General features: G+C 25.8%; 20 protein-coding genes. 12 read left to right on the forward strand and 8 right to left on the reverse strand.

Going from position 1 to position 23,441, the window contains the following annotated elements; translation table 11 throughout:
- The 4 genes from Q0J90_RS03755 to Q0J90_RS03770 all read left to right on the forward strand — a co-directional run.
- The coding region (locus tag Q0J90_RS03755) for an ABC transporter ATP-binding protein (RefSeq protein ID WP_297276634.1) at positions 1-493 on the forward strand (493 nt) is incomplete at its 5' end.
- A gap of 13 nt (positions 494-506) precedes the next feature.
- Complete coding sequence (locus Q0J90_RS03760; protein ID WP_297276635.1) at positions 507-2,129, forward strand: hypothetical protein; 1,623 nt, start codon at positions 507-509, stop codon at positions 2,127-2,129.
- 12 nt (positions 2,130-2,141) lie between these two features.
- Positions 2,142-3,716: a hypothetical protein gene (locus Q0J90_RS03765; RefSeq protein ID WP_297276636.1), complete on the forward strand. Its 1,575-nt coding sequence runs from the start codon at positions 2,142-2,144 to the stop codon at positions 3,714-3,716.
- 15 nt (positions 3,717-3,731) lie between these two features.
- Positions 3,732-5,348 carry a hypothetical protein gene (locus Q0J90_RS03770; protein ID WP_297276637.1) on the forward strand — a complete coding sequence of 539 codons (1,617 nt, stop codon included), beginning with the start codon at positions 3,732-3,734 and terminating at the stop codon, positions 5,346-5,348.
- Between the two features lie 74 nt (positions 5,349-5,422).
- Here Q0J90_RS03770 and Q0J90_RS03775 read toward each other — a convergent pair whose 3' ends face one another.
- Entirely contained in the window at positions 5,423-6,610 is a 1,188-nt protein-coding gene (locus Q0J90_RS03775; protein WP_297276638.1) for a DUF815 domain-containing protein, read from the reverse strand.
- Positions 6,611-6,816: 206 nt separating this feature from the next.
- On the opposite strand from Q0J90_RS03775, the gene Q0J90_RS03780 reads away from it, so the two are divergent.
- From Q0J90_RS03780 to purC, 5 genes are all read left to right on the forward strand, one after another.
- Positions 6,817-8,478: a methyl-accepting chemotaxis protein gene (locus Q0J90_RS03780; protein ID WP_297276639.1), complete on the forward strand. Its 1,662-nt coding sequence runs from the start codon at positions 6,817-6,819 to the stop codon at positions 8,476-8,478.
- Between the two features lie 88 nt (positions 8,479-8,566).
- Positions 8,567-8,947 carry a hypothetical protein gene (locus Q0J90_RS03785; protein ID WP_297276640.1) on the forward strand — a complete coding sequence of 127 codons (381 nt, stop codon included), beginning with the start codon at positions 8,567-8,569 and terminating at the stop codon, positions 8,945-8,947.
- Positions 8,948-9,036: 89 nt separating this feature from the next.
- Positions 9,037-9,201: a zinc ribbon domain-containing protein gene (locus tag Q0J90_RS03790; protein ID WP_297276641.1), complete on the forward strand. Its 165-nt coding sequence runs from the start codon at positions 9,037-9,039 to the stop codon at positions 9,199-9,201.
- A 75-nt stretch (positions 9,202-9,276) separates the two neighbouring features.
- Positions 9,277-9,765 carry a 5-(carboxyamino)imidazole ribonucleotide mutase gene (gene purE, locus Q0J90_RS03795; RefSeq protein ID WP_297276642.1) on the forward strand — a complete coding sequence of 163 codons (489 nt, stop codon included), beginning with the start codon at positions 9,277-9,279 and terminating at the stop codon, positions 9,763-9,765.
- A gap of 82 nt (positions 9,766-9,847) precedes the next feature.
- Entirely contained in the window at positions 9,848-10,564 is a 717-nt protein-coding gene (purC, locus tag Q0J90_RS03800; RefSeq protein ID WP_297276643.1) for a phosphoribosylaminoimidazolesuccinocarboxamide synthase, read from the forward strand.
- A 44-nt stretch (positions 10,565-10,608) separates the two neighbouring features.
- On the opposite strand, the gene Q0J90_RS03805 is transcribed toward purC, so the two are convergent.
- From Q0J90_RS03805 to Q0J90_RS03820, 4 genes are all read right to left on the reverse strand, one after another.
- Positions 10,609-11,310 (reverse strand): phenylalanine--tRNA ligase beta subunit-related protein, encoded by a 702-nt coding sequence (locus tag Q0J90_RS03805; protein WP_297276644.1) that lies wholly within the window; start codon positions 11,308-11,310, stop codon positions 10,609-10,611.
- A gap of 143 nt (positions 11,311-11,453) precedes the next feature.
- A complete protein-coding gene (gene rpmE, locus Q0J90_RS03810; protein WP_020004042.1) occupies positions 11,454-11,657 on the reverse strand; it encodes a 50S ribosomal protein L31 in 204 nt (67 codons plus the stop codon).
- A 99-nt stretch (positions 11,658-11,756) separates the two neighbouring features.
- Positions 11,757-13,580 (reverse strand): methyl-accepting chemotaxis protein, encoded by a 1,824-nt coding sequence (locus tag Q0J90_RS03815; protein WP_297276645.1) that lies wholly within the window; start codon positions 13,578-13,580, stop codon positions 11,757-11,759.
- Between the two features lie 148 nt (positions 13,581-13,728).
- Positions 13,729-15,120: a hypothetical protein gene (locus Q0J90_RS03820; RefSeq protein WP_297276646.1), complete on the reverse strand. Its 1,392-nt coding sequence runs from the start codon at positions 15,118-15,120 to the stop codon at positions 13,729-13,731.
- Positions 15,121-15,563: 443 nt separating this feature from the next.
- On the opposite strand from Q0J90_RS03820, the gene Q0J90_RS03825 reads away from it, so the two are divergent.
- From Q0J90_RS03825 to purD, 3 genes are all read left to right on the forward strand, one after another.
- Complete coding sequence (locus tag Q0J90_RS03825; protein ID WP_297276647.1) at positions 15,564-16,454, forward strand: polyprenyl synthetase family protein; 891 nt, start codon at positions 15,564-15,566, stop codon at positions 16,452-16,454.
- A 122-nt stretch (positions 16,455-16,576) separates the two neighbouring features.
- On the forward strand, positions 16,577-18,433 hold the full coding sequence (locus Q0J90_RS03830; RefSeq protein ID WP_297276648.1) for a 6-hydroxymethylpterin diphosphokinase MptE-like protein: 1,857 nt from the start codon (positions 16,577-16,579) through the stop codon (positions 18,431-18,433).
- Positions 18,434-18,571: 138 nt separating this feature from the next.
- On the forward strand, positions 18,572-19,825 hold the full coding sequence (gene purD, locus Q0J90_RS03835) for a phosphoribosylamine--glycine ligase (RefSeq protein ID WP_297276649.1): 1,254 nt from the start codon (positions 18,572-18,574) through the stop codon (positions 19,823-19,825).
- A gap of 43 nt (positions 19,826-19,868) precedes the next feature.
- Here the strand turns inward: purD and Q0J90_RS03840 are convergent, their stop codons facing one another.
- The 3 genes from Q0J90_RS03840 to Q0J90_RS03850 all read right to left on the reverse strand — a co-directional run bounded on the left by Q0J90_RS03840 (position 19,869) and on the right by Q0J90_RS03850 (position 23,272).
- Positions 19,869-20,906, reverse strand: coding sequence for a hypothetical protein (locus tag Q0J90_RS03840; protein WP_297276650.1), 1,038 nt, complete (start codon positions 20,904-20,906; stop codon positions 19,869-19,871).
- A gap of 333 nt (positions 20,907-21,239) precedes the next feature.
- The gene (locus Q0J90_RS03845) at positions 21,240-22,139 is read right to left on the reverse strand and encodes a hypothetical protein (protein WP_297276651.1); all 900 of its coding nucleotides are present in this window, start codon (positions 22,137-22,139) and stop codon (positions 21,240-21,242) included.
- 32 nt (positions 22,140-22,171) lie between these two features.
- Positions 22,172-23,272, reverse strand: a complete 1,101-nt coding sequence (locus tag Q0J90_RS03850) for an ankyrin repeat domain-containing protein (RefSeq protein WP_297276652.1) — start codon at positions 23,270-23,272, stop codon at positions 22,172-22,174.
- Positions 23,273-23,441: the final 169 nt, after the last annotated feature.

Below are 23,441 nucleotides of genomic sequence, written 5' to 3' on the forward strand. Positions count from 1 at the left end.
GAGACAGCGTATAGGAATAGCACGTGCTTTAGCAGTTAATCCTGAGTTTATAGTATGCGATGAGCCTGTATCTGCATTGGATGTTTCAATACAAGCTCAGATTATTAATATGCTTTATGATATGCAGCAGGATATGAAGCTTACTTATTTATTCATTGCTCATGATTTGGCAGTAGTGCGTCAGATATCTAAAAGAATAGGGGTTATGTATTTAGGAAATATTGTAGAGCTTACAGACAGCGAATCATTATATACAAAATCGCTTCACCCTTATACTCAGTCTTTAATTTCGGCTATACCTATATCAGAGCCTTCAATTGCAAAGACAAAACAGCGTATAATACTTTCAGGTGAAATACCTTCTCCTATTAATCCTCCTTCAGGATGTAAATTTAGAACTAGATGTCCTAAAGCAGAAGCTATTTGTGCAGAGAAAGCTCCAGAATTTAGAGAGGTTGAAACAGGTCATTATTGTGCTTGTCATTTGGTATAAATAAGGTTTATTTATGAATTTTAATAAAAATATATTAATACCAATAGTTTTATTAATATCCTCTTTTATTGTAAATTTATGCATAGATTATTATATTATGCCCAAAAGATTTGTAAGAACAGATCAAGCCCAGCATTTTTATGATATGAAAAAATGGTATGATTCCGGTAAATTACCGACTACAGGTGCTAGATTTATTCCAAGTGAAATAGTTAATAATGCTGATAATATTCCAAGAGTGCCAGGCGGAGCATATTATATACTTTATACTTTATTTTATAAATTATCCGGTGAAAATTATTTCATAACTAGAATTATTAATCTAATATTCAATTTAATAATAATCTATTTGTTTTTATTTTGGTTCTACAAACGCTTTGGTATTATGAACACTTCATTTATAGCATCTTTAATTTTATGTAATGTATATATGGTACTGGCAATTAGTGATTTTCTTAATCAGCATATAACATTAATATTTAGTTTTTTATTATTTATATTATTATTTGAATATATTGATACCGCAGAAGAAAATGATAAAAGAAAAAATATAATAAAACTTTCAGCTGTATTCATTTTTCCAATACTTGCTATTATGGCACAAGGACATTTTTTTACTTTTTTTTCAATGATTCCTACTGTTATAGTTTATTTGATTATTAAATATAAACGTACATTAAAATATATACTTTATTGGAGTTTAGGGGGTTTTATATCTTTTTTAGAATATTTACCCTATTTAATTTCTGAAATACAATCTAATTTTAGCAATTTAAAAATGGCTATGTCTATTAGAGATTCATTTTCCTCTTTCCCTTTTCCTCAAATATATGCCTTATTACTATATCCAACTAATGAAATATCTATGTCTTACGGAAGCGGTATAGGGGCAATTATTAGTTATTGGAGTAAATATCCTTTAACAGTATTAGGTGTAGCTTTTTTATTTTTGAGTTTAATTTTTTCTCTTTTTTGTTTTATTAGAATATTATATTTCTTTTTTAATAGAAATTATAAAGCTAAATCTAATAATGAAAAAGTTATTCTTAATATGTTTTTTATATTTTTACTATTTATACCTGTTACAATAATTGTTAATATTTTATCACATTCAAAATCAGGTGTTATACATTATTTATATTCTATGTTTGCCATATCATATTTGCCTATAATATTATTTTTTGTTCAATATGATTATAAATTAAAATCAAGTAAAAAGATTTTTTATATAATTTCTTTTTTGCTTTTCATTAATTTACTTGTACTTTATGTACAAAATACTGTGTATATGAAATATTATGAAGAACCTAGAAATTTACAGGCTATGGAAAATGTTGCAAAAACTATTTATAATGATTCTAAAGATTCTGATGCTAATGTTATAGGTATTTATGCTCATAATAATATGTATAGAGATATTGCTATTACTTTTTTTACTAATAATGTATGGAAACAAAATGGAAATTCTACTAATATTTATTTTGTATTTGATAATATAGTTGCATTATCGCAAAATAAAGAAACAGTATCTAATTATATGATATATTTTAACAATAATGCTAAATTATTATATAGTAATTCTGCTTTGTTAGTATATAAATATAATAATGATGAGCCTTTTACAGGAATAGATTAAAAAAGGATAAATATGAAATTAGATAAATATTCATTATTGTTAATAATTATATCTGTAATAGCATGTATATCTATTTCTTTTTATGCAGTAGATAAAAGATTTATAGGTAAGGATCAGGAATCTCATTTTTATGATATGAAAAAATATTATGAGAATAAAGAATTTCCAACAATGGGAGCTAGATTTATAAGTACTGATGCTGTAACTAGTCCGAAAGTTCCAGGAGGTTTTTATTATATACTTTATGTTTTATTTTATGGTATAGGTAATGAGAACTTATATAATGCTAAAATTATTAATCTTATTTTCAACTTAATAATTTTATTTATATTTATGTTGTGGCTGTATAAAAAATTCGGACTTTTTGTTTTATCTATGATGAGTCCAATTATAATGCTTAATGGTTATTTAATAATGGCTATGACAGATTTTTGGAATCCTAATGTTACTTTGGTATTTAGTTTATTATTATTTATTTTTTTATATGAATATTTGGATAAAAATAATAGTGAAAAAATTATAAAAATATCTGCTGTTATAATATTTCCAATACTTGCATTAATGGCTCAAGGTCATATGGTAACTTTTTTTGCTATGATTCCAACATTAATAGTGTATTTAATAATAAGATTCAAAAAAACTAAAAAGTATATATTGTTTTGGGCTATTGGAGTTTTTATATCTTTCTTATTATATTTACCATATCTTTTACATGAAATTAAAACAGGTTTTTTAAATGTTCAATATGCTATGAATATGAGAGGAGATCTTTCTTCTATACCTTTTCCTCAAATTTATGCTTTAATATTATTTCCTACAAATGAAATATCTGCTTTATTTGGTACTAGAACAGGTTCTATTATATATTATTGGTTCAGCAAGCCTATATATTTTTATGGTTTAATCTTTCTTTTTATAAGTATTATTTTTTCTGCTTTTGTATTTATAAGATCTTTCATATTTTTACTAAAAAGAAAACATATTTCTAATGATAAAGAGTTGGTATTAAAAGAATTAATTTTTATATTGTTTTTATTCATTCCAGTAACGATTATTAGTTTTATAATATTTAGATCAAAATCTGGAATATTCCATTATTTATATTCTGCTTATTCTATTGCATTTACACCTATTTTATTATTTTTTGTACAAAATGAAGATAAATTAAAAAATAACAGAAAATATTTTGCTATAACAATAATCATATTATTATTAAATTCATTTGCTATGTATGGAGAATTAATTAGATATTGGAAATTATTTGAAGAGCCTAGAAATTACAGCAGTTTTGCTAATTTGCTTAATATTATAGAAAATGATTCAAATGGAAATGATATAAAAATTTATGATTCTTTTTCAGGTGTTCTAAAAGGACAGCATAAGGATATTTTTAATACATACTTTCCAGATAATAAACTTAAATATTCAGATGATGCTAAATTAACCTATATAATTAAAGATAATATAGTGGAGAAGAATTGGGATTCAAATAGAAATGCTAATGATATGAAATATGTTATTGAAAATAAAGCTGCTTTTTTAACTAATACAAAAGGTTTCAGTATATATAAGTTTTATGAGCAATAATGGAGTATTTATTTTATGGTTAAAAACTCAAAAATAATTTTTTTATCTTTAATTGTAATATCTATTATTATAAGCATAGTATCTAATTTTTATTTTCAAAGAAATTCTTTTTTATCTAATGATAATGAACAGCATTTTTATGATATGAGAATGGCTTATGACAATAAATATATTCCGCACACAGGGGCAAGATTAGTTACAAGCGGACTTCTAGTTGATGATATAGCAAGAGTTCCAGGAGCAGGATTTTATTCAAAATTTTTATTATTATTTAATTTATCTGGAGAAAATTATTATATAGCTAGAATTATAGATGTAAGTATATATTTATTAGTTTTGTTTATATTTTTAATGTGGATTTATTTTAGATTTGGTTTTATTTCGGCTGTAATTATGACATCATTTATGGCTGTTAACTGCATTTTATTTGAAGCTACAACTTCATTTACTAATCCTAATCCTGTTGTTATGTTTTCATTTATTTTCTGTATGTTTTTTGCAGAATATTTAAGAGATGGAAAATATTCAAAAATTTTTGCAGCACTTTTATTTCCAGTACTTGCTATTATGGGACAATTTCATTTTGCAGTATATTATGGTGTAGTACCGACATTATTAGTATATTTAATCATTAAAAGAAATTATTCTAAGAAATATTTTAAATATTTAGCTTTGGGAGTATTTATATCATTTTTATTGTATTTGCCTTATTTGATAGTAGAAATTCAAAATGGATTTAATAATTCATTAAAAATGATTAATTTATCAAAAAGTTATACAGTTCCTTTTTATAAACGTTTCCCTCAAATTTATGCTCAAATTATATTTCCAACTTTTACATTGAATAAATTTGATGTAAAAACTGTGTTAACTTATTGGGGAGTGTTTAGTCCTATAATGATCATTGTTATAATAATTTCTCATGTTATAGTAATTGCTTCTTTTGTATATTCTATTATATTTTTACGCAATAAAAATTTATCTAAAGATTATCCAATATTAAAAGAAATATTATTCTTCTATTTTTTATATATACCTGTTGCTATACTTTGCCCTATGATATTAAAAGGTAAAGGCGGCGGATATGTTTATCATTTTTCTATGTATGCCTTATCATTTTTTACTATACTGTTATTTGTTAATTATTTGTATAATAAAAAAAGTAAATTATTTATGTTTCTGATTATATTTATGTTTATTCATATACTTGCTGTACCTTGGCATTATTATAAACAAAATTATGATTTTTCTTTAGTAGGAAAAAAGCAGAGACTTAGTTATGATATAGTAAAAAATATGGCTAAAGATGCTAATGGAGAGCCTTTTACATTATATTCAAGAAATATTTTTAATTATGCTATGAATTTATTTTTAACTAAAAAAGAAAATACTTATACTAATCAAAATTATAAAATAGAATATTTAATAACAGAAAATACTAATTCTAATTTGTATGCAAAAGATGATAATAATATAAAAATTATACCTCATCATAATTTATCAGTATATTATTGGTATAGTACGCCAAATAAACCAAATTTTGAAGATAATAGCAGTGAGTTTATATTTGATGATAATTGTAAACTGATTTATACAAATGAATTATTTAGCTTGTATAAAAAAGAATTATAATTTTTTATTAATATAGTTTAATAAATTATTATCATTTTTTTGATATTACAAATATAATAATGAAATAATTAACATTATAATAAAGTTTCTATAAACTGTTTTGCCACCCTTGGGCTTCTTCCTGCACTTCTTATAGCATAACCTTCTGCTTGTTTTATAAGTTCTTCTTTATCCATCTGTATATTATTATATTCAGCGTATGATAATACAATATCTATAAATAAGTCTTTATCAGGTCTTTGGAAAGTTATTATTATTCCAAATCTATTAGTCAAACTCATAATTTGCTGAATAGTATCTTCCACATGAATATCATCGCCGGTTCTGTCATTGAAATTTTCTTTTATTAAATGTCTGTAATTAGAAGTAATATAAACTACTACATTTGTTGGAAAAGAATTAACTCCTCCTTCAAGTACAGCTTTTAAATATGAAAAAGTATCATCATTTGAGGAGAATGTAAGATCATCTATAAATATTATAAATTTTAATGGACTATAACTTAAATTTTCTATTATATCTGTTATAAATGATAATTGACTTTTTTTTACTTCTATAAGTCTTAATCCATCATCTTTAAGCATATTTGCTATTGCTTTTATAGTGCTGCTTTTTCCAGTTCCGGCATCTCCATACAATAGTACATTATTAGCTTTTTTTCCTTCAAGCAGGCTTTTAGTATTTGTTATGACTTTACTTCTTTCTCTTTCATAACCATATAATTGTTTTATGTTTTGCATATCCTGATGTTTTGCAGGTATTATATTTTTTTTATCGTCAAGAGTAAACATATTATTTTTATAGAATATTCCATATCCTTTTTTATTAATATTATTTATATGGTCTTTATAAACACTATAAAAATTCATATTCTTATTTTCTAATTGTGCTATATCGTTTGAATATTCTTCTTTTTTAAATAAATTATTGAAATCAAATGATGAAAGAAATTCAAAAAAATCTAATTCATTTTTTAATGCTTTTTCTAATGCAGTGTTTATATTTTCATTTTTTATATATTTATTTACATATATATTATCATCTTTGAATATTTGTTCTAATATGTAATCTGATATTGTATTATTATATTTAAATAATTCATATAAAAACTCAGAATAATAATCTAAAATTTTTATTTTATCATTATCATTGTAAATATCTAAAAATTTTATTAGTTTTTTTATAACTTTTGTTTTTAATATATCTCTAAATATTACTATATTAGCTAATCCTATTCTTATTTGTTCTATTTCAGTATTCATATATATCCTAATAATTATTTTTTATAGTAATATATTTTAAGTTTATTATTAATATTATTCAAGTATTTTTTGTATTCATAAAGTTATATTTTTTATTATGTTTAAAATATGGTTAAAGAATTACTATTTTATTTTTTGTAATTTAAATTAAGTAACATATAATTCCGAAAATTCAAGTAATAACTATTTTATTGGAGATGTTTATTATGAAAATAAAGACTAGGTTTATTATATTTGGCGTTTATACTTTTTTAGTTACAGTTTTGTTAATATATCTTCAAATTAGAATAGTGAGAAGCGTTACTGAGTATAGTAATATATATCAGCATACTATAAAATCTTCAGCAATAGCTAGGCAGTATCAGCAAAATTCAGCATTTTTAACACAGTTTGTTAGGAGTTTTGTGGCTACAGGAGATGCTAAATATGAACAGGCATATAATGATTGTATAGCGATATCCGGAGGAACAAAACCTACTCCTATAAATTATGATAGAGGTATATATTGGTCTATTTATTTGGGAAGCGGTAAAAAACCTTCTTCTGATGGCGAAACAAAATCTTATTCAAATGTTATGAAAGATTTAAATTTTTCTAAGGATATGTTTGATTATCTTGCTCTATCAAAAAGCAGATCAGAAGAATTAGTAAATTTAGAAATTCAGGCTATGGAGTTAATGAAAAGCATTCCTAGAAATCCGGACGGAAGCATACCGGATGAATATAAAGCAAGGCAATTGGAAGCTATAGAACTTGTTAATGGAAAAACTTATGAAGAAAAAGTTTCAGAAATAATGTCTCCTATTAACCAATTTTTTGATAAGTTAGAATCAGATAATGCTTTAAATTTACAAAAAGCTGCTAAAGAAGTAAGAAATGATACTATTTTATTCTTTATATGTTTATTTATTGTTGGATTATCTGTTGTAGCTTTCTTAGGTTCTTTAGGAAAAAGTGTAGGAAAGCATTTACATTTATGCGTACATTTGGCTTCTGAAATATCTAATGGTAATTTAACTGTAGAAATAGATGAAAGTAAACTTAAAGGCAATAATGAATTTGTATTATTACTACGCAGTTTTCATAATATGACAATACATTTAAGAGAAATAATATCTAAAGTATTAGAAAGTTCTAGAGAAATATCTGAAGCTGCTACAGAAATAGCACAGGGTAATACGGATTTATCTACTAGAACAGAAATGCAGGCATCTCACTTGGAAGAAACAGCTTCTTCTATGGAGCAAATTGCTTCTACAATTAAATCTTCTGCTGATAATTCTGTAAGAGGAAATAGAATGATGCAGGATTCTGAAAAGTCTGTTCAAGAGGCTGGAGACATAATAGAAGCTACTACAAATAATATAGAACTTGTATTTGAAGCTAGTAATAAAATTACAGATATAATTAAAATAATAGAAAATATTGCTTTTCAAACTAATATATTAGCACTTAATGCTGCAGTAGAGGCGGCACGTGCAGGAGAGCAAGGTAAGGGATTTGCTGTTGTTGCTAGTGAAGTTAGAAATTTAGCACAAACTAGCCAGTCATCCGTTAAAGATATTACTGCACTTATTGCAGATTCTAATGAAAAAATAAAAACAGCAACTGAAACAGCAAGAAAGTCTAAAGAGATATTTATGGATATTGAACAGAAGATAGAAGATACTTCTAAGATTATGCAGGATATCAGTGCTATGGCAGTAGAGCAGCAGGCTGGAGTTGATCAAGTTAATATTGCTGTTTCGCAAATGGATCAGTCTACTCAGCAAAATGCTTCTTTGGTAGAAGAGGCTACAGCATCTTCTGAGGCATTAATGGGTCAGGCTAGAGAGCTTGTTGAATTAATGCATTTCTTCAAAGTTTAATAAAAATAATAAATGTGATAATTTAAACAATAGCTATGTATAATTATATAGCTATTGTTTTTGATATTTTTATATTTAGGGTTAAATTATGAAAAAAGTTGCTATAATATTAATCTCTTTTATATACTTATATTCTACTGCTTATTCTCAAAAAGCTATTATGTCGGTTCCAGCAGATGATTTAGTAGGTACTTTTGTTAGGAGCGATGGTGCTGAAATAGAACTTATATTAAAAAGTCCTTATCAATTTTATGTCAAAGGTTTGGCTGTATCATTTAGAGGCAATATGGCTGAATTAGATTATGTAGTTTATTATTATGAAGATGAAAATGTTATGAAATATGAATCAGAGGATTATACATTAACTATACATGTAGAAGATGAAAATACTTTGCATGTATCAGAAGATGGGTTCAATGAAATGGCTGGAATAGGTATAGGTTTTACAGGCGTTTATACAAGAAAGTAAAAAATCCGCTAATTTTTTATTGTAATGACAAAAAATGTCACATATACATACTATTATATTAATATAAAAAATAAATTAGGAGTTTTATTATGCTTCCATTTAATCCGCCTTTTATGTATATGTGTAATTCATGCGGTAAAATGTTTAGTTCTAGGAAAAGACCTTCTATTATCAGTATGTTAGTTTTTAAACCGAAATGCCCTAAATGCGGAAGTAATGATACTAAATCTATGGATCATATTATAAAAAAATAGTTATTGACTCATTATGTTTGCACTATAATATATTTTTGTTTATAATATATTCAAAATTTATTATTAGGAGAAAACATGAAAGCCGCTATAATATTTGGAAGCAGGTCTGATACTGATAAAATGAAAGGGGCTGCTTCTTGCTTAAAAGAATTTGGGATAGAATATAAAGCATTTGTACTTTCTGCTCATAGAGTGCCTGAACATCTTGAAAAAACTATTAAAGATATTGAAAATAATAATTTTGAAGTGATAATAGCAGGTGCAGGACTTGCTGCCCATTTACCTGGGGTAATAGCTTCAAAAACTATACTTCCTGTTATAGGGGTTCCAATTAGTGCAAGCAATCTTGACGGAATGGATGCTTTGCTTTCTATAGTTCAAATGCCTAAACCTATAACAGTTGCTACAGTAGGTATAAACAATTCTTATAATGCCGGAATGCTTGCCGTTGAGATTCTTGCTTTAAAATACTCTGATGTCAAAAATAAATTGATAGAATACAGAAAAAAGATGAAAGAAGATTTTATTGCTGATAATGATAAACCTATAGAATTTGATATTTAAAATATAGTAAAATAATTAAAAAAGATATATAATAACTTGGTAAATTAAATAAGTATTAATTTATAATAAATAGGAGTTAACAATGTCCAAAGAAAAAAAAGAAATGATATATGAGGGAAAAGCTAAAAAAGTTTATGCTACTGATAATGCTGACCAAATCATTGTATATTATAAAGATGATGCTACAGCTTTCAATGGTGAAAAGAAAGGTTCTATTAAAGATAAGGGCGTTATGAATAATGAAATTACTTCATTACTTTTTAAAATGCTTGAAAAAAATGGAATTAAAACACATTTTATAGAAAAATTAAATGACAGAGAACAGCTTTGTCAAAAAGTACAAATATTTCCTTTAGAAGTTATAGTTAGAAATTTGATTGCTGGTTCTATGGCTAAAAGACTTGGTATAGAAGAGGGTACAGTTCCTCCTAATACTATATTTGAAATTTGTTATAAAAATGATGAATACGGAGATCCTTTAATAAATGATCATCATGCTGTTGCTTTGAAACTTGCTACTTATGATGAGTTAAAATATATTTATGAAGTAACTGCTAAAGTTAATAATCTATTAAAGGATGCTTTAGATAAAATAGGAATTACTTTAGTTGATTTTAAAGTTGAATTTGGTAAGAACTCAAAAGGCGAGATACTTTTAGCTGATGAGATTACACCAGATACTTGCAGATTCTGGGATAAAGAGACAGGCAAAAAATTGGATAAAGACAGATTTAGAAGAGATTTAGGCTCTATTGAAGAAGCTTATATAGAAGTATTAAATAGACTTAATAATCTATAATATTATAATTTTATAAGACTTTGCTATTTTTAGCAAAGTCTTTTTTAAAATTCTATATAATTATTTTTGGAATCTATTATTCCGGTTGTAATATCACAATTAAAAAATTTTGAAAGCAAATTGCTTAATTCTTCCCTAGCTTTAATTGCAGTATCATCATTAATTCCAATAAATGCATCTATAGGGAATATTATATTTTTAGAACTTTCAATGATTTTTCCATGCTCGCTTTGTCTCCATATCCATCTTCTAGTTCTTATATCATTAGAAGAGGCATAAACCAATTCATCTTTATCAAGCTTTTCAATATTAGTTTCTACAAATGGAAGAAAAGTATCATTATCTGTTGAATATCTAATATAAAAATCTTCTTTCATAGAATCTAAATCATGTGCTCCCATGGGTAATTTATATTTTATAGAAACAGCATTAACCAAATCAACAACAGCATTAATTTCAGGCATACCTTTCTTTTTTGATATCCTTGTAAGCAATGCTTCTATTGAGCACATAAATTTATTAGGATTTATATTAAGTTTTTGAAAAGCATCTCTGTAACATTTTATATAATTACTTTCTTTTATCTTTATATTTTCAAATTCTTTTTCAGCATTTGAAATACTTTCTTTAAGCATGGCAGAAATTTCATCATTTTTTTTAGTATTATCTATTCCTTTAGCTACTATTACAGCTACACAAAGATTATTTAATGTTTCAAACACTTTGTTTTCTATAATGAATTTCATAAAAAACTCCTGTTGATTATAGACTGAAATTATTTTTTAGATGTGTTTATAAAAAGATTTTATAGAATAAATAATTAAAATGAATATTTAAGTCTATAAAGGCAGTTTTATAGCTTTATAGACTTAAAACAAATATAAAAAAATTACTTTTTCAAGCCATAACGCTTTTTAAATTTATCAACTCTACCAGCAGTATCAAGAATTTTCTGCTTACCAGTAAAGAAAGGGTGACAGTTATGGCAGATATCAACGTGTAAACTTTTTTGTACTGAATGTATTTTAAAATTAGCACCACAAGCACAGTTTACATCTGTTTCAAAATATTGCGGATGTATATCTTTTTTCATTTTTTGCTTCTCCATTAAATAAAATTGTATAAATATATAAGTAGTAATATATTATATTATAAATATGCTATTTTTGCAATAGCATATAATAATAAATTCCTATTTCTTATCAAATTTGAAGTAATTAATATCATTGACTATATTTTCAGTCATATCTTTAACCTCATTGCTGGAATCGGCACTATTTTCAGCTATAGATGAATTTTCTTGAGTTATATTGTTCAATGATCTTATTGCTTCATTTATTTGAATTATACTGTCTTGCTCTTTAGCTGTTGTTGTATTGATTTCTGTTAAAATATTGACTACTTCTTGTGCAGAAGATGAAATTTGCTGTAAAATCTCTGTAGAATGTTTAACAGATTCATTACCATGCTCTATTTTATGTATGGTATCATCAACTATATTAGTTATGTTGTTTGCAGCTTCATTAACTGTTTGGGCTAGAGAACGTACTTCACTGGCAACAACAGCAAATCCTCGCCCCTGGTCGCCTGCACGTGCTGCTTCTACAGATGCATTAAGAGCTAATATATTAGTTTGAAATGCTATAGATTGTATAAGTTTTGTTATTTCTGATATCTTTTTACTTGACTGTGATATTTCATTCATGTTTCTAGAAATTATATTTACAGCATCAACTCCTTCTAATGTAGAATTAGCTACATCCAAACTCATATTTTTGGCAGTTTCAGTGTTTATACATGTATTTTTTAAAGAATTTGATAAATTTTCACTTGAAGCAGACAGCTCTTCTAATGAAGCCGCCTGAGAGTTTGTTCTATCAGAAAGGTTAGTACTTCCGCTTGCTATTATTTCAACAGATGAATTTATACGGTTTATGTTTTCTTTTAAATTATATACTATTTTTCCTATATTATCCTGCATACTTTTTATATTTTTGTATAAATCAGCTGTCTGGTCTTTTCTAGAAAGCATTTTTTCGTTAAAACTGCTGTTAAAATACCCTTCATTCATAAGTTTTATATTTTCTATAGCATGTTCCAATGATAATGATATAGGATTTACTATTGTTACAACTAATATTGCTTCAAGTATGAGTATAACAGCCAAAACTATGAATAATACTAGCATAAGAGTTACAAGTTGTGTTTTTATGTAAGATAAATCTCCGCTTAATACAATACTCCATGGAACAGTCTCTAAATTTTTAACCATATACCAATGATTTTTTGATATATTTGTATAATTTTTTCCAGTTTCTATATAGTTTTTGATATTTGGAAAAAGAGCTTCATTAAATATTTTTGCATTTTCATTTAAAATTTTGTTTGTATCTGTATTATTAATAAACATTCCGTTTGATGTTACCAAATTAACATTTTCTTCATATATTACATTTTGAACTATATCATCCATTTTAGCGAAATCTATAGCTACTACGCCTTTTAGGCTGTTATTATTTGTATATACTGCTTTAGCAAATGTAATACATATTTTAGATGTTGCAAAATCAACATACGGATCTGTTATATGAATTTTGTTTTCAGCAATAGCAGCTTTGTACCATCCTCTAGATGTTTGATCATAATCTAATGGAAATACTTCTAAAGAATTTATAAATATTCCCCCTGTAGGATATGGTATTGTTTCTCCGAAGTATATATTCAAATAATCATCGCTTAATTTAGATATATTTGTTATAGCATCGCCAAAATATCTGTACGGCAAATCAGGTATTTTAAGGTAAGAATCCAATATATTCATAACATTATTGATTTTATTTAATTTTGATTCTATTAAATCATGTACGCTTATAGCTTTGAAAGATTTACTGTCAATAAAGGAATTTATATAAATATTTCTATAGATAAAAAATATTGTAAAATACATTATAGTTAAAAACACTGCAAAGGGAACGATAAATTTCATCATTAAAACTAATTTTTTACTATCAAACATTTAAGACCTCTAAAAAATATTAATTGAATAATATATAAATTTATAAATATATTTTTAAAAATCAATAATTATTTAAAAAAAATGAAAGAAGTGGGAAAATATATTTTTATTCCCACTTCTTTAAATTGCTATATATACTGTATGTTAATTAATTTACAACACTATCATAGTAATTTACTATATACCAATATTGTCCCATTTGTCTTAAGATAAATACTCTTTTTACAACAGGATCATAAACATCTCCGGTATCAGCATTAAAATATCTATGATACAATCTAGTTTCTACTTCTGCTCTAGGCAAGCCATATTCTTCAACTATAGTAATTTTATCAATACTATAATTAAGTAGGGTATATGTTATAGCCGGATCATATTCATTTCTAATCATATTAAGAACCATTGTATAATGTGTTTTTAATTGAGGATCCTTTGTATATACAATGTTTCTCTGTAATTCAGCAGTTAATTCATTTCTTACTTTTCTATCATAAGCAGAAACTAGGTATTTTTTGAATTCCTCAAATAATAACTTTCTATCCTCTGGTAAGGAAGTTCTGTAAAGAATATCAAATCTTATAGCTAATTCTCTTATATTACTAGATTTATATGCCATCTCTAAATTATTCAAGAAATTATTTCCAAAATTAGTTCTTAGCATATTAGGACTAACAGTATCAGAGAATTGATCTCTTAAGAATGCCTCGAAACTTAAATTTCTAGCTTTTTGACGCACTCCTGTATCAGTAAAATCTTCAAGATATGTATTGCTGTAATTACTTCTATAAATTTCAGAATATCTTTGGCTTATACTTATAATAGAAGGCATATGCATATAAGTAAAATAATTAGTCCAATCTTTATTTTTCATAGCTAATAAAGTATTAGAAACAATATCATTAGGATAAAGGGCCTTCATTGTATTTTGATTAGTTGTAATCAAATTATTATTATTTGGTATAGCAGAATTATTTTGCTGATATACTCTAGCTTCATCTATCAAGAAATATGCAGTATCTGCCTTCATTGAAAAGTTATCGCTTATTTCAGGCATAGGGTTAAAGCTGCATTCTATTCTATATCTTCCTGTTTTATTAAAATAGAACCAATTATTCAAATCTACATAGTATGAATAACTTTCACCTTCATTAAGAGTTACAACCCTGTCTTTAGAAGAGTCTAAAGTTCTTTCATTTTTATATTTCCAAAGAGTATAATTATCTGATGATACTACAGGGTTATTGTAATTATCATATACTGTAAAGCTGTAATTATTAAAAGGATTAACAGAGTTTGTAAAACTTACAGTACCTTTTTTGGCATATATCTTTATTTCCATAGTTATAGGTTCGTTCAATCTATATCTATTTAAATCAAAGTTCATGCTGATAGTATAACTAGACGGAGCCACTACATTATCATCCGGATAAACTCTTTTTACTTGATCTAACATAATTGTATCTAAAAAATTTGCATTTTGAGCAAATACATTAGAACAGTTAATAATTATAAATAAAAGTAACAATATTCTATATTTCATACGTCATTACCTTAAAAAATACTACTATAATTCTTTATCGGCAAAAAATAAAAATAACATAAGAAAAATTATATGCATTTCATGTTATTAGATTTAAGATAAAAAAATAAGCATGTTAATAATTTTAATTAACTTATTGTTTATAAGTATTTATTATGTGCAGTAGAATTGATTATATAAAACATTTTATACAAATTGGCATAGGAAATTGATGAAGAATATTCAATTATATTAATAGTATGGAAACAATGCATTTTTATACTTATGTATGAACAATTAAATTAGAATTTATTTTTTGATTTGTATCAGTTTTATAGTTTAATTTACTAGAACTATTAAGTATGATACAGTTTTTATTATTGTAAATGATTAATTAATTTTATTCTTTACATTTTTACTTATTACTCTATAATAGAAGAAAATAGTTATAATGGGGCAAAATAATGAATTTAAAAGAATATATGAATATAAGACTTGAAGATATTAATAATACTCTTGAAAATATTTTTGATAAAAGCAGTATAGAATTAGAAAATAGTTTCATAGAAATGCTTAAATACCCATTGGATGCAGGCGGTAAAAGATTAAGACCTATACTTACATGTTTGGGATGCGAACTTTTTAACGGAGACTATAAAAAGGCTTTAACACCTGCTGTGTCATTAGAGCTTATACATACATATTCTTTGGTTCATGATGATTTGCCTGCCATGGATAATGATGATTTAAGAAGAGGAAAGCCTACTACCCATGTAAAATATGGTGAAGCTAATGCTATACTTGTAGGAGACGGGCTTTTAACCCATGCCTTTCAATTACTTTCAAAAGCAGATGTTAAAGACAGTATTTTAAGACAATTACTTTTTGAATTAAGTTATGCAGCAGGAATAAGCGGAATGGTTATGGGGCAGTTTATAGATTTATATTATGAAGAGAAAGAAATTAACTTTGATATGCTTAAAATACTTCATGCTAAAAAAACAGGTGCCATGATAAGAGGAGCTGTAAGACTTGGAGCTATAGCATCTGAAAATACAAATGAACATGATATAGAAAATATAACAAAATACGGAGAAGCTATAGGGCTTGCTTTTCAAATACAAGACGATATACTTGATGTGATTTCTGATAATGAAACTTTAGGTAAAACTGTAGGAAAGGATGAAAAAGAAGGAAAACTTACTTACGTTAAGCAGTTCGGACTTGAAGGAGCTAAAGAAGAGGCTAAAAAAGTAATTAATAATGCTTTGAAATATTTAGAGCCTTATAAAGATAGTGAAGCTAAAAATATTTTAATAGAATTAGCAAATTATATAATAGAAAGAAAATCATAAAATTATTACAATAATTTCATCATGTATTTAAATTACTATGCAAAATCAAATGATTAAATTCTTTTTGTAACTCTCCGATAACAAAAAGAAAATTAAAAATTAAAAAATTATGAAATAATATTATGAATGAAATAAAAAAAATAAATTTAGAAGCTGTAAATAAAAATATTAAAGCATATCCTTATGACTTTATAAATATGCTTGAAAATGCTAAACAATCAGATATAGCTATTCAGATAATAGAAACAAAATCTCAAAAACCTTCGGCAAAAGTTTTAAAAAATGGAAAACAGATACTTCTTCATAGTGCTTATGATCCGGTAAAAGAAGCTAATACTTTAATAAAAGAAATTGAAAATGATGAAGATTTGGATTTGGTATTCATATTCGGAATAGGCGGAGGGTATTTGATTAATGCCGTTAGAAAATTAAATGTTTCTGTTGCTGTGATTGAGCCTGATATAAATTTTTTTAACACTTTAATAGATAATTTTAGATTAGACAAAATACTTGAAGATAATAAAATAACTTTCTTTATAGGCGGAAATGATGATGAGGATATAGAGAAGTTTATATCTATAACAACAACAAAAAAGGTAAAATTTTTTATTACTAGGTCTTATGCATCTTTGTTTCCTGATGAGGCTGTATATTATCAAAGCAAGGTTCTTTCAGTAGTAGATAAAAAAATTATAAATATAAATACTATTTCAAGATTCGATAAACTTTGGACTTATAATATAGCTTCTAATTCAGTAGAAATTGCAACTCATTACGGAGTTAATAGATTTTTTAATAAATATAATAATATACCTGCTGTTATAGTATCAGCCGGTCCTTCTCTTGAAAAGAATATTAGAAAGTTAAAAGAGATGAAAAATAAGGCAATTATAATAGCTGTTGATACTGCAATGAAGCCTTTATCATCGCATGGAATATCGCCTCATTTTGTTATTACTATTGACCCGCAGAAAAAAAATTCAAAATATTTTAGAAATATTCATTTTGAAGATACTATACTTATTGCAGAGTCATCTGTTGATCATGAAGCTATATCATCATTCAATGGTGCTAAATATTTTATAGGGTCTATATTTCCTCTTGCCAAATATTTTATGAAGCCTTTAGGTGAAAGAGGGGAGATTACCATGGGCGGAAGTGTATCTACTGCTGCTTATGATTTTGCTATTAGAATAGGTGCTAATCCTATAATAATGGTTGGTTTGGATTTATCTTTTCCAAATCATCAGACGCATATAAAAGGAAGCTACCATGAAGAAAATTTTTTTACTGAAATAGGAAAATTAGATTCTTATGACAGCAGAATATATAAAGTGCTTGTTTCAGGAAATTTAAGAGAAGAGAAAAATGTTTATGGCGAGAGTGTATTTACTGATTCCAGATTTGATATGTACAGAAATTGGTATGAATCTCAATGTGCTAATAATAGTAAAATAAAATTCTATAATGCCACAGAGGGCGGAGTTATAATAAAAGCAATGGAAAATATAACTCTTCAAGAACTAATTGATAAATTTGATAATATTAATATAGAAACTGATAAAAATGACAGAAATATAGAAGATAAAACAAAAATACTTGAGAGTTTAAAAAGCGGATTAATAAAAATAGATAAAGAAATAATATCCTTAAAGCCTTATGTTGAAGATGCAATTAATTTATGCTATACAATTAATGATGAGCTTTCAAGACATAGAAAAGTAGATAAACTCATTTCAAAATTAGATGAGGCAGATATGAAAATACTTCATATAAGCAAAGTGAATGAATTTTTAGGCATTACAATGCAGAAAACTATCAAAACTATCACAGAAGGTTTTGAGTTTAAAGATGAAACTATGAACAAAGCCATAGTAAATTCTTTTAAATTATATGAAGCTATGAAAGACAGTATAGATTTTAATCATTATATAATAGAACGTGCCTTAATCAAAATAGACAAAGAATTATCTTTTTGACAAAGTATTATATTTTTAGTATAATATTTGATATAAATTAAGCAGCAAATTATTACTGTTTATGTTTTTTTTATTATATTGAGCAAGTAAAAATTTATTTATAATTAAAGTTATTAAATATAGTTAAAGGATAAAAATATGAAAATACTTGTTATAGGTTCAGGTGCAAGAGAGCATGCTATTTGTTATAATTTAAGCAAAAATGGAAAAGTCTCAAAAATATACTGTGCTCCAGGAAATGCAGGGACAGTAAAAGAAAACAAATGCGAAAATGTAACAATTTCTACAATAGATGAAATACTTAATTTTGCTAAAAAAGAAAGTATAGATTTAACCATTGTTGGAAGCGAAGAGATGCTTGTATACGGAATAGTTGATAAGTTTGAAGAAAACGGACTTAAAATATTCGGACCTAATAAACAGGCTGCTATACTTGAAGGCTCTAAAGCTTATTCCAAAAGTTTTATGAAAAAATATGGTATAAAAACAGCAGAATATGAAGTGTTTAATGATTATAATGAGGCTGATAAATATTTAGAAAAATGCAGTTATCCTATAGTTGTAAAGGCCAGCGGACTTGCTTTGGGTAAAGGTGTTGTAATATGCCAAGATAAAAAAGAAGCTAAAAATGCCATAGAAGATATAATGGTAAAAAAAGTTTTTAAAGAGGCTGGAGATGAAGTTGTAATAGAAGAGTTTTTAGAAGGAGTTGAAGCTTCAATACTTTCAGTTACAGACAGTAATGTTATAATACCTTTTATATCAGCTAAGGATCATAAAAAAGTAGGTGATAATGATACAGGAAATAATACAGGAGGAATGGGTGTTATATCTCCTAATCCTTATTACACAAAAGAGGCAGAAGAATTATTTATTAAAGATATATTGGAACCTACACTTAAAGGAATAAAAGCAGAAAAAATGTCATTTGCAGGTATTATATTTTTCGGGCTTATGATAACTAAAAAAGGCGTATACTTGCTTGAATATAATGTAAGAATGGGAGACCCTGAGACTCAGGCTGTGCTTCAGCTTTTGGAAACAGATTATTTATCTATTATAGAATCAGCAATGAAAAGAGATTTATCTAATTTAAATATTAAATGGAAAAATAAACATGCATGCTGTGTTGTAATGGCTTCAGGCGGATACCCTGCTTCTTACAATAAAGGCTATAAAATAGAAGGCATTGATAAAATTAATGGAAAGTGTTTTATTGCCGGCGCAAAATTGGATGAAAACAATAATATTATTACTGACGGCGGACGCGTTCTAAATGTTGTTAATGTTGCTGACAGTTTGGAAGAGGCTAGAAAACTTACTTATGCAGATATAGAAAAAATAGATTTTAAAGATAAATACTATAGAAAAGATATAGGCTTAATAAAATAAGCATATTATAATTTTTGGTATTAAAAGATATATTAATATAATTTTATTTAATATCTTTTAATACCTTATTTTTAATCTCTTCATCATTCATTTTTTCAGCACATTTTATGCAATTCTCATAAATATATTTAGAATACGGCAAATGCTCATTAGTGAATGCTATTTTTACAAATTCCCATAATATATTAATTTTATCATTATATTCTGTATTTATAATAATTTTTAATGAACTGTCTACTATTGATATTCCAGCATGTATATTGTAAAAGGCTTTATTATTAGCATTTTTTATATCATCTATATTTGAAATAATAATATTCAAAGCTTCATCATAATTAGCAAGCATAATAAGATTTTCTACATAATTGCTTAAATATGAAATAAAATAAAACAAATTTTTTTTCATTAATGCAGGATTCTGTCTGCTTTTTTCATAGGCTTCTTTAGTGATGCAGTATAATTGTTTATTTGCCTCAAGTTCTCCTTCTTTATTGCCTACTTTAATTTCAAAATCTCTCAATCTTTCTAAATTTATTCTGTCCCATTGTTTTATACTAGATTTCCATATATTTATTAATTCATAATATAAATCTTTAAATCCTAATTCTAAAGAGTATTCTATTGCATAGTAAATATTTAAATTTTCTATATTCATTTCAAAGCGTACATTATCATCATAACCAATAGAACAGTCGCTGTTTGCATTTTTTGCTTTTTCAAATAGTTCTTTATTATCTTTATTATACTGATTAAGCAGGAATGTTAAAACTTCTAATGCTATTCCTATGCCTTTATATTTTGAAGTTTTTCTATCCTTTATTTCTTCTTCAAATAAGTAAATTATTATATTTTTTATTGCGTCTTTTTTTAATCCTTTTAAATTTGTATAATACAAAATAGAAAAAGACAGTCTAGCCCTTAATAAATAATTTTTATCAACATCATCTTCAGTATCGCATGAATATTTTTTTATTAAACTGTCAAAATTGTCTTTATTATCATAAAAAGAGCTAACCATATTATCAAAGTCATTTTGATACATTTTTAAAGCGTTTATTAATTTTTCCTGATATAATTCCATAAATGAAAACTCCTAATTCAATACTATATCAAAAAAAGAGGCTTATGTCAAAATAATTATTTTACAAGCCCCGCCCTTTAAAATTTAAAACTTTATTCTGTAGTAACATCTTAGTTAAGTTTATAGCTTAATTAGTAAAAGCATACCCGCCCAAGTGTTTTTTAAATTTATAGCTTTAACATCACGCGGTAAACAGAACTAAAATTTATAGTTTAGTTTTATTGTTAGCGAAATTTATTTTTAGAGCGAGTTTAACGCGTGGTAAAGTAAGTCTTTTAAAAATAAAAAACCTGCCCTAATAAAACTATTAAGACAGGCTTTATATGATTGATTTTAATTAAATAAATATTCCAAAGGTGAACCCTTTTTAACAAAAGGCTTTAATTCTTCAAATGTAAATTCTTTTGCTGGTTCACCTGGAGTATAATATGACCAGCCGTTTTCAAAATCATCGCTCTCTATTATAATTGTTCCAGGAGAATATACTAAAATAACTTTTCCTTGAGGTGTAATACTAAATGTACAATCATATGAGTTATCAAGTAAAGGAGGAAATTTATCTATTAAGTTTTGATCTTTAATATTAAGAAAATCTCCTATATTTATTTGCTTTCCATCATTAATAGAAAATGCTATAAACCCAACACCAGCACTATATCCACCTAGTCCTGCAATGTCAAAAATTATTATACTATCATCAAGATATGTTATTTTATCAAATCTATAATAAGAATACTCTCCAATTGCTTCATTTAAAATATCAGAGTCAAAAACATAAACATTATCCGAATATAAACTATCATCTTCATTTATTATTTGAGCTTTATTTATTTTAGTATTTGCTAAAGATAATTTTATTTTTTTAGAATTTCTATTTCCTTCAAATGTTAAATCATTATACAGAGTACCTTTTATTTGACCTGCTTTGCTGTAATCTGATCCTTCAGAAGTAGCATATCTATTGGCATTATATAAATTTTCTATGTATAATTCATTGCCTTTCATTTCTCCTGTAAAGCTAAAACCTTCATTATTTGATGTATAATAATAACCTTCTGTATAATCATAGTCATTTAATTCATCTCTTATTATTTGTAAATACATTATAGCTTTTTCATTGCCTTCAGTACCTATCAAAAAATAAAACATTCCAGTTTCTTCCTGAGAATATAATTTAGTACTTTGTAAAAGTATAATTAAAGCAAAACTAAAAAGTATAATAATTTTTTTCATTTTTATTTCTCCTTAACAAATTATATATAATATTATTCACCATAATAATTATCACCAATTAAAGCATTAGCAAAACTATATGAAATATCATCTATAGTTATTCTTGAATTGTCTTTTGAATTATATTTATAAATAGTGCTTGTTTTATTATTATTATCAAGCAAAGATATTTGATTTAAATAAAATATACCGTCTTCAGCTTTGAATGTATAATATTTAAAAGTATATTTGCGTTTTTCAAAATGAGAGTAATCTTCTAGTGTAAAATAGTCCCCTTTTGAAACTATATTAATATCGCTGCTTAAAGGAAGTCCGTTAAATCCGCCTGCGAAACTTGCAGAAACATTTCCAAATTGTGCTATACTTAATGGCCCTTTTATTAACCATATACTTGTATAAGAGTCTAAATATTCCATTTGTCCTCCTCTGTCTATAGGAACGCCTGCTGAAAATATATAATAAAATGAATCGCCTACTTTCATGATATTATCAGTATACTCTTTCTTCTCTCCGAAATTAAAGTTTCTTGTATCTGCTTTTTCTATTAAAGTATTAAATTCATATCCTGATTTTATTTTGGCAGCCTCTTTATCTTTATATTCTTTTTTAAGCATATTATTCATTTCATCAATAACTTTTTTATTTACATTCTCCAGCAGCATGTTAATGTCATTAGCCTCTAATGAAAAATCTTTAAATTTATTAAAAACTTCCATATTTTCTTTTTTAGACATTACAGATACAAGAGCGATTATTTCTTTTTTATTAGCAATATAATCAAACGCTTTTTTATCATTATCATCGCTTATTGACATATCAGCACCATTATCTATTAAAATTTTTGCAGCATCAATGTTTTGTTCTCTGCATACCAATATTAAAGGTGTAGAGCCGTCAACTCCTCTGTTATTAATATCAGCCCCAGATTTTACAAGCCCTGAAACTATATCAGAATATCCAAGCAATGCTGAATTGTACAAAGCTCTGTCAAAGTTTTTATCTTTTATTAAAGCACTTATTTCTTCAATACCTTTATCATTTTCATGGCTTTTCAATGCCTGCGACAGATATTTTGAATATTTTGAACATGATAAAAGAAAAATCATAGAAAATATTACAAATAAAATTTTCATATTATTACTCCGATTTTAGATTTTTATAATAATTTGCAATGCCGAAAGGATACAGATGCATTATTAAGCAGTAAAAATTGTATAGAGATTTTTTTAAATAGAATTTTAATAGATTAGTGCTGTGCTGTGCTGTGCTGTGCTGTGCTGTGCTGTGCTGTGCTGTGCTGTG

This window comes from uncultured Brachyspira sp. (genome assembly GCF_944390595.1).
GTDB lineage: Bacteria > Spirochaetota > Brachyspiria > Brachyspirales > Brachyspiraceae > Brachyspira.

Coding starts and splice junctions, on each gene's coding strand:
- purD (WP_297276649.1), top strand. CDS start 18,572: ATGAAAATACTTGTTATAGGTTCAGGTGCAAGAGAGCATGCTATTTGT.
- Q0J90_RS03780 (WP_297276639.1), top strand. CDS start 6,817: ATGAAAATAAAGACTAGGTTTATTATATTTGGCGTTTATACTTTTTTA.
- Q0J90_RS03760 (WP_297276635.1), top strand. CDS start 507: ATGAATTTTAATAAAAATATATTAATACCAATAGTTTTATTAATATCC.
- Q0J90_RS03765 (WP_297276636.1), top strand. CDS start 2,142: ATGAAATTAGATAAATATTCATTATTGTTAATAATTATATCTGTAATA.
- Q0J90_RS03845 (WP_297276651.1), bottom strand. CDS start 22,139: ATGAAAAAAATTATTATACTTTTTAGTTTTGCTTTAATTATACTTTTA.
- Q0J90_RS03805 (WP_297276644.1), bottom strand. CDS start 11,310: ATGAAATTCATTATAGAAAACAAAGTGTTTGAAACATTAAATAATCTT.
- Q0J90_RS03820 (WP_297276646.1), bottom strand. CDS start 15,120: ATGAAATATAGAATATTGTTACTTTTATTTATAATTATTAACTGTTCT.
- purE (WP_297276642.1), top strand. CDS start 9,277: ATGAAAGCCGCTATAATATTTGGAAGCAGGTCTGATACTGATAAAATG.
- Q0J90_RS03825 (WP_297276647.1), top strand. CDS start 15,564: ATGAATTTAAAAGAATATATGAATATAAGACTTGAAGATATTAATAAT.
- Q0J90_RS03790 (WP_297276641.1), top strand. CDS start 9,037: ATGCTTCCATTTAATCCGCCTTTTATGTATATGTGTAATTCATGCGGT.
- Q0J90_RS03775 (WP_297276638.1), bottom strand. CDS start 6,610: ATGAATACTGAAATAGAACAAATAAGAATAGGATTAGCTAATATAGTA.
- rpmE (WP_020004042.1), bottom strand. CDS start 11,657: ATGAAAAAAGATATACATCCGCAATATTTTGAAACAGATGTAAACTGT.
- Q0J90_RS03815 (WP_297276645.1), bottom strand. CDS start 13,580: ATGTTTGATAGTAAAAAATTAGTTTTAATGATGAAATTTATCGTTCCC.
- Q0J90_RS03840 (WP_297276650.1), bottom strand. CDS start 20,906: ATGGAATTATATCAGGAAAAATTAATAAACGCTTTAAAAATGTATCAA.
- Q0J90_RS03770 (WP_297276637.1), top strand. CDS start 3,732: ATGGTTAAAAACTCAAAAATAATTTTTTTATCTTTAATTGTAATATCT.
- purC (WP_297276643.1), top strand. CDS start 9,848: ATGTCCAAAGAAAAAAAAGAAATGATATATGAGGGAAAAGCTAAAAAA.
- Q0J90_RS03850 (WP_297276652.1), bottom strand. CDS start 23,272: ATGAAAATTTTATTTGTAATATTTTCTATGATTTTTCTTTTATCATGT.
- Q0J90_RS03830 (WP_297276648.1), top strand. CDS start 16,577: ATGAATGAAATAAAAAAAATAAATTTAGAAGCTGTAAATAAAAATATT.
- Q0J90_RS03785 (WP_297276640.1), top strand. CDS start 8,567: ATGAAAAAAGTTGCTATAATATTAATCTCTTTTATATACTTATATTCT.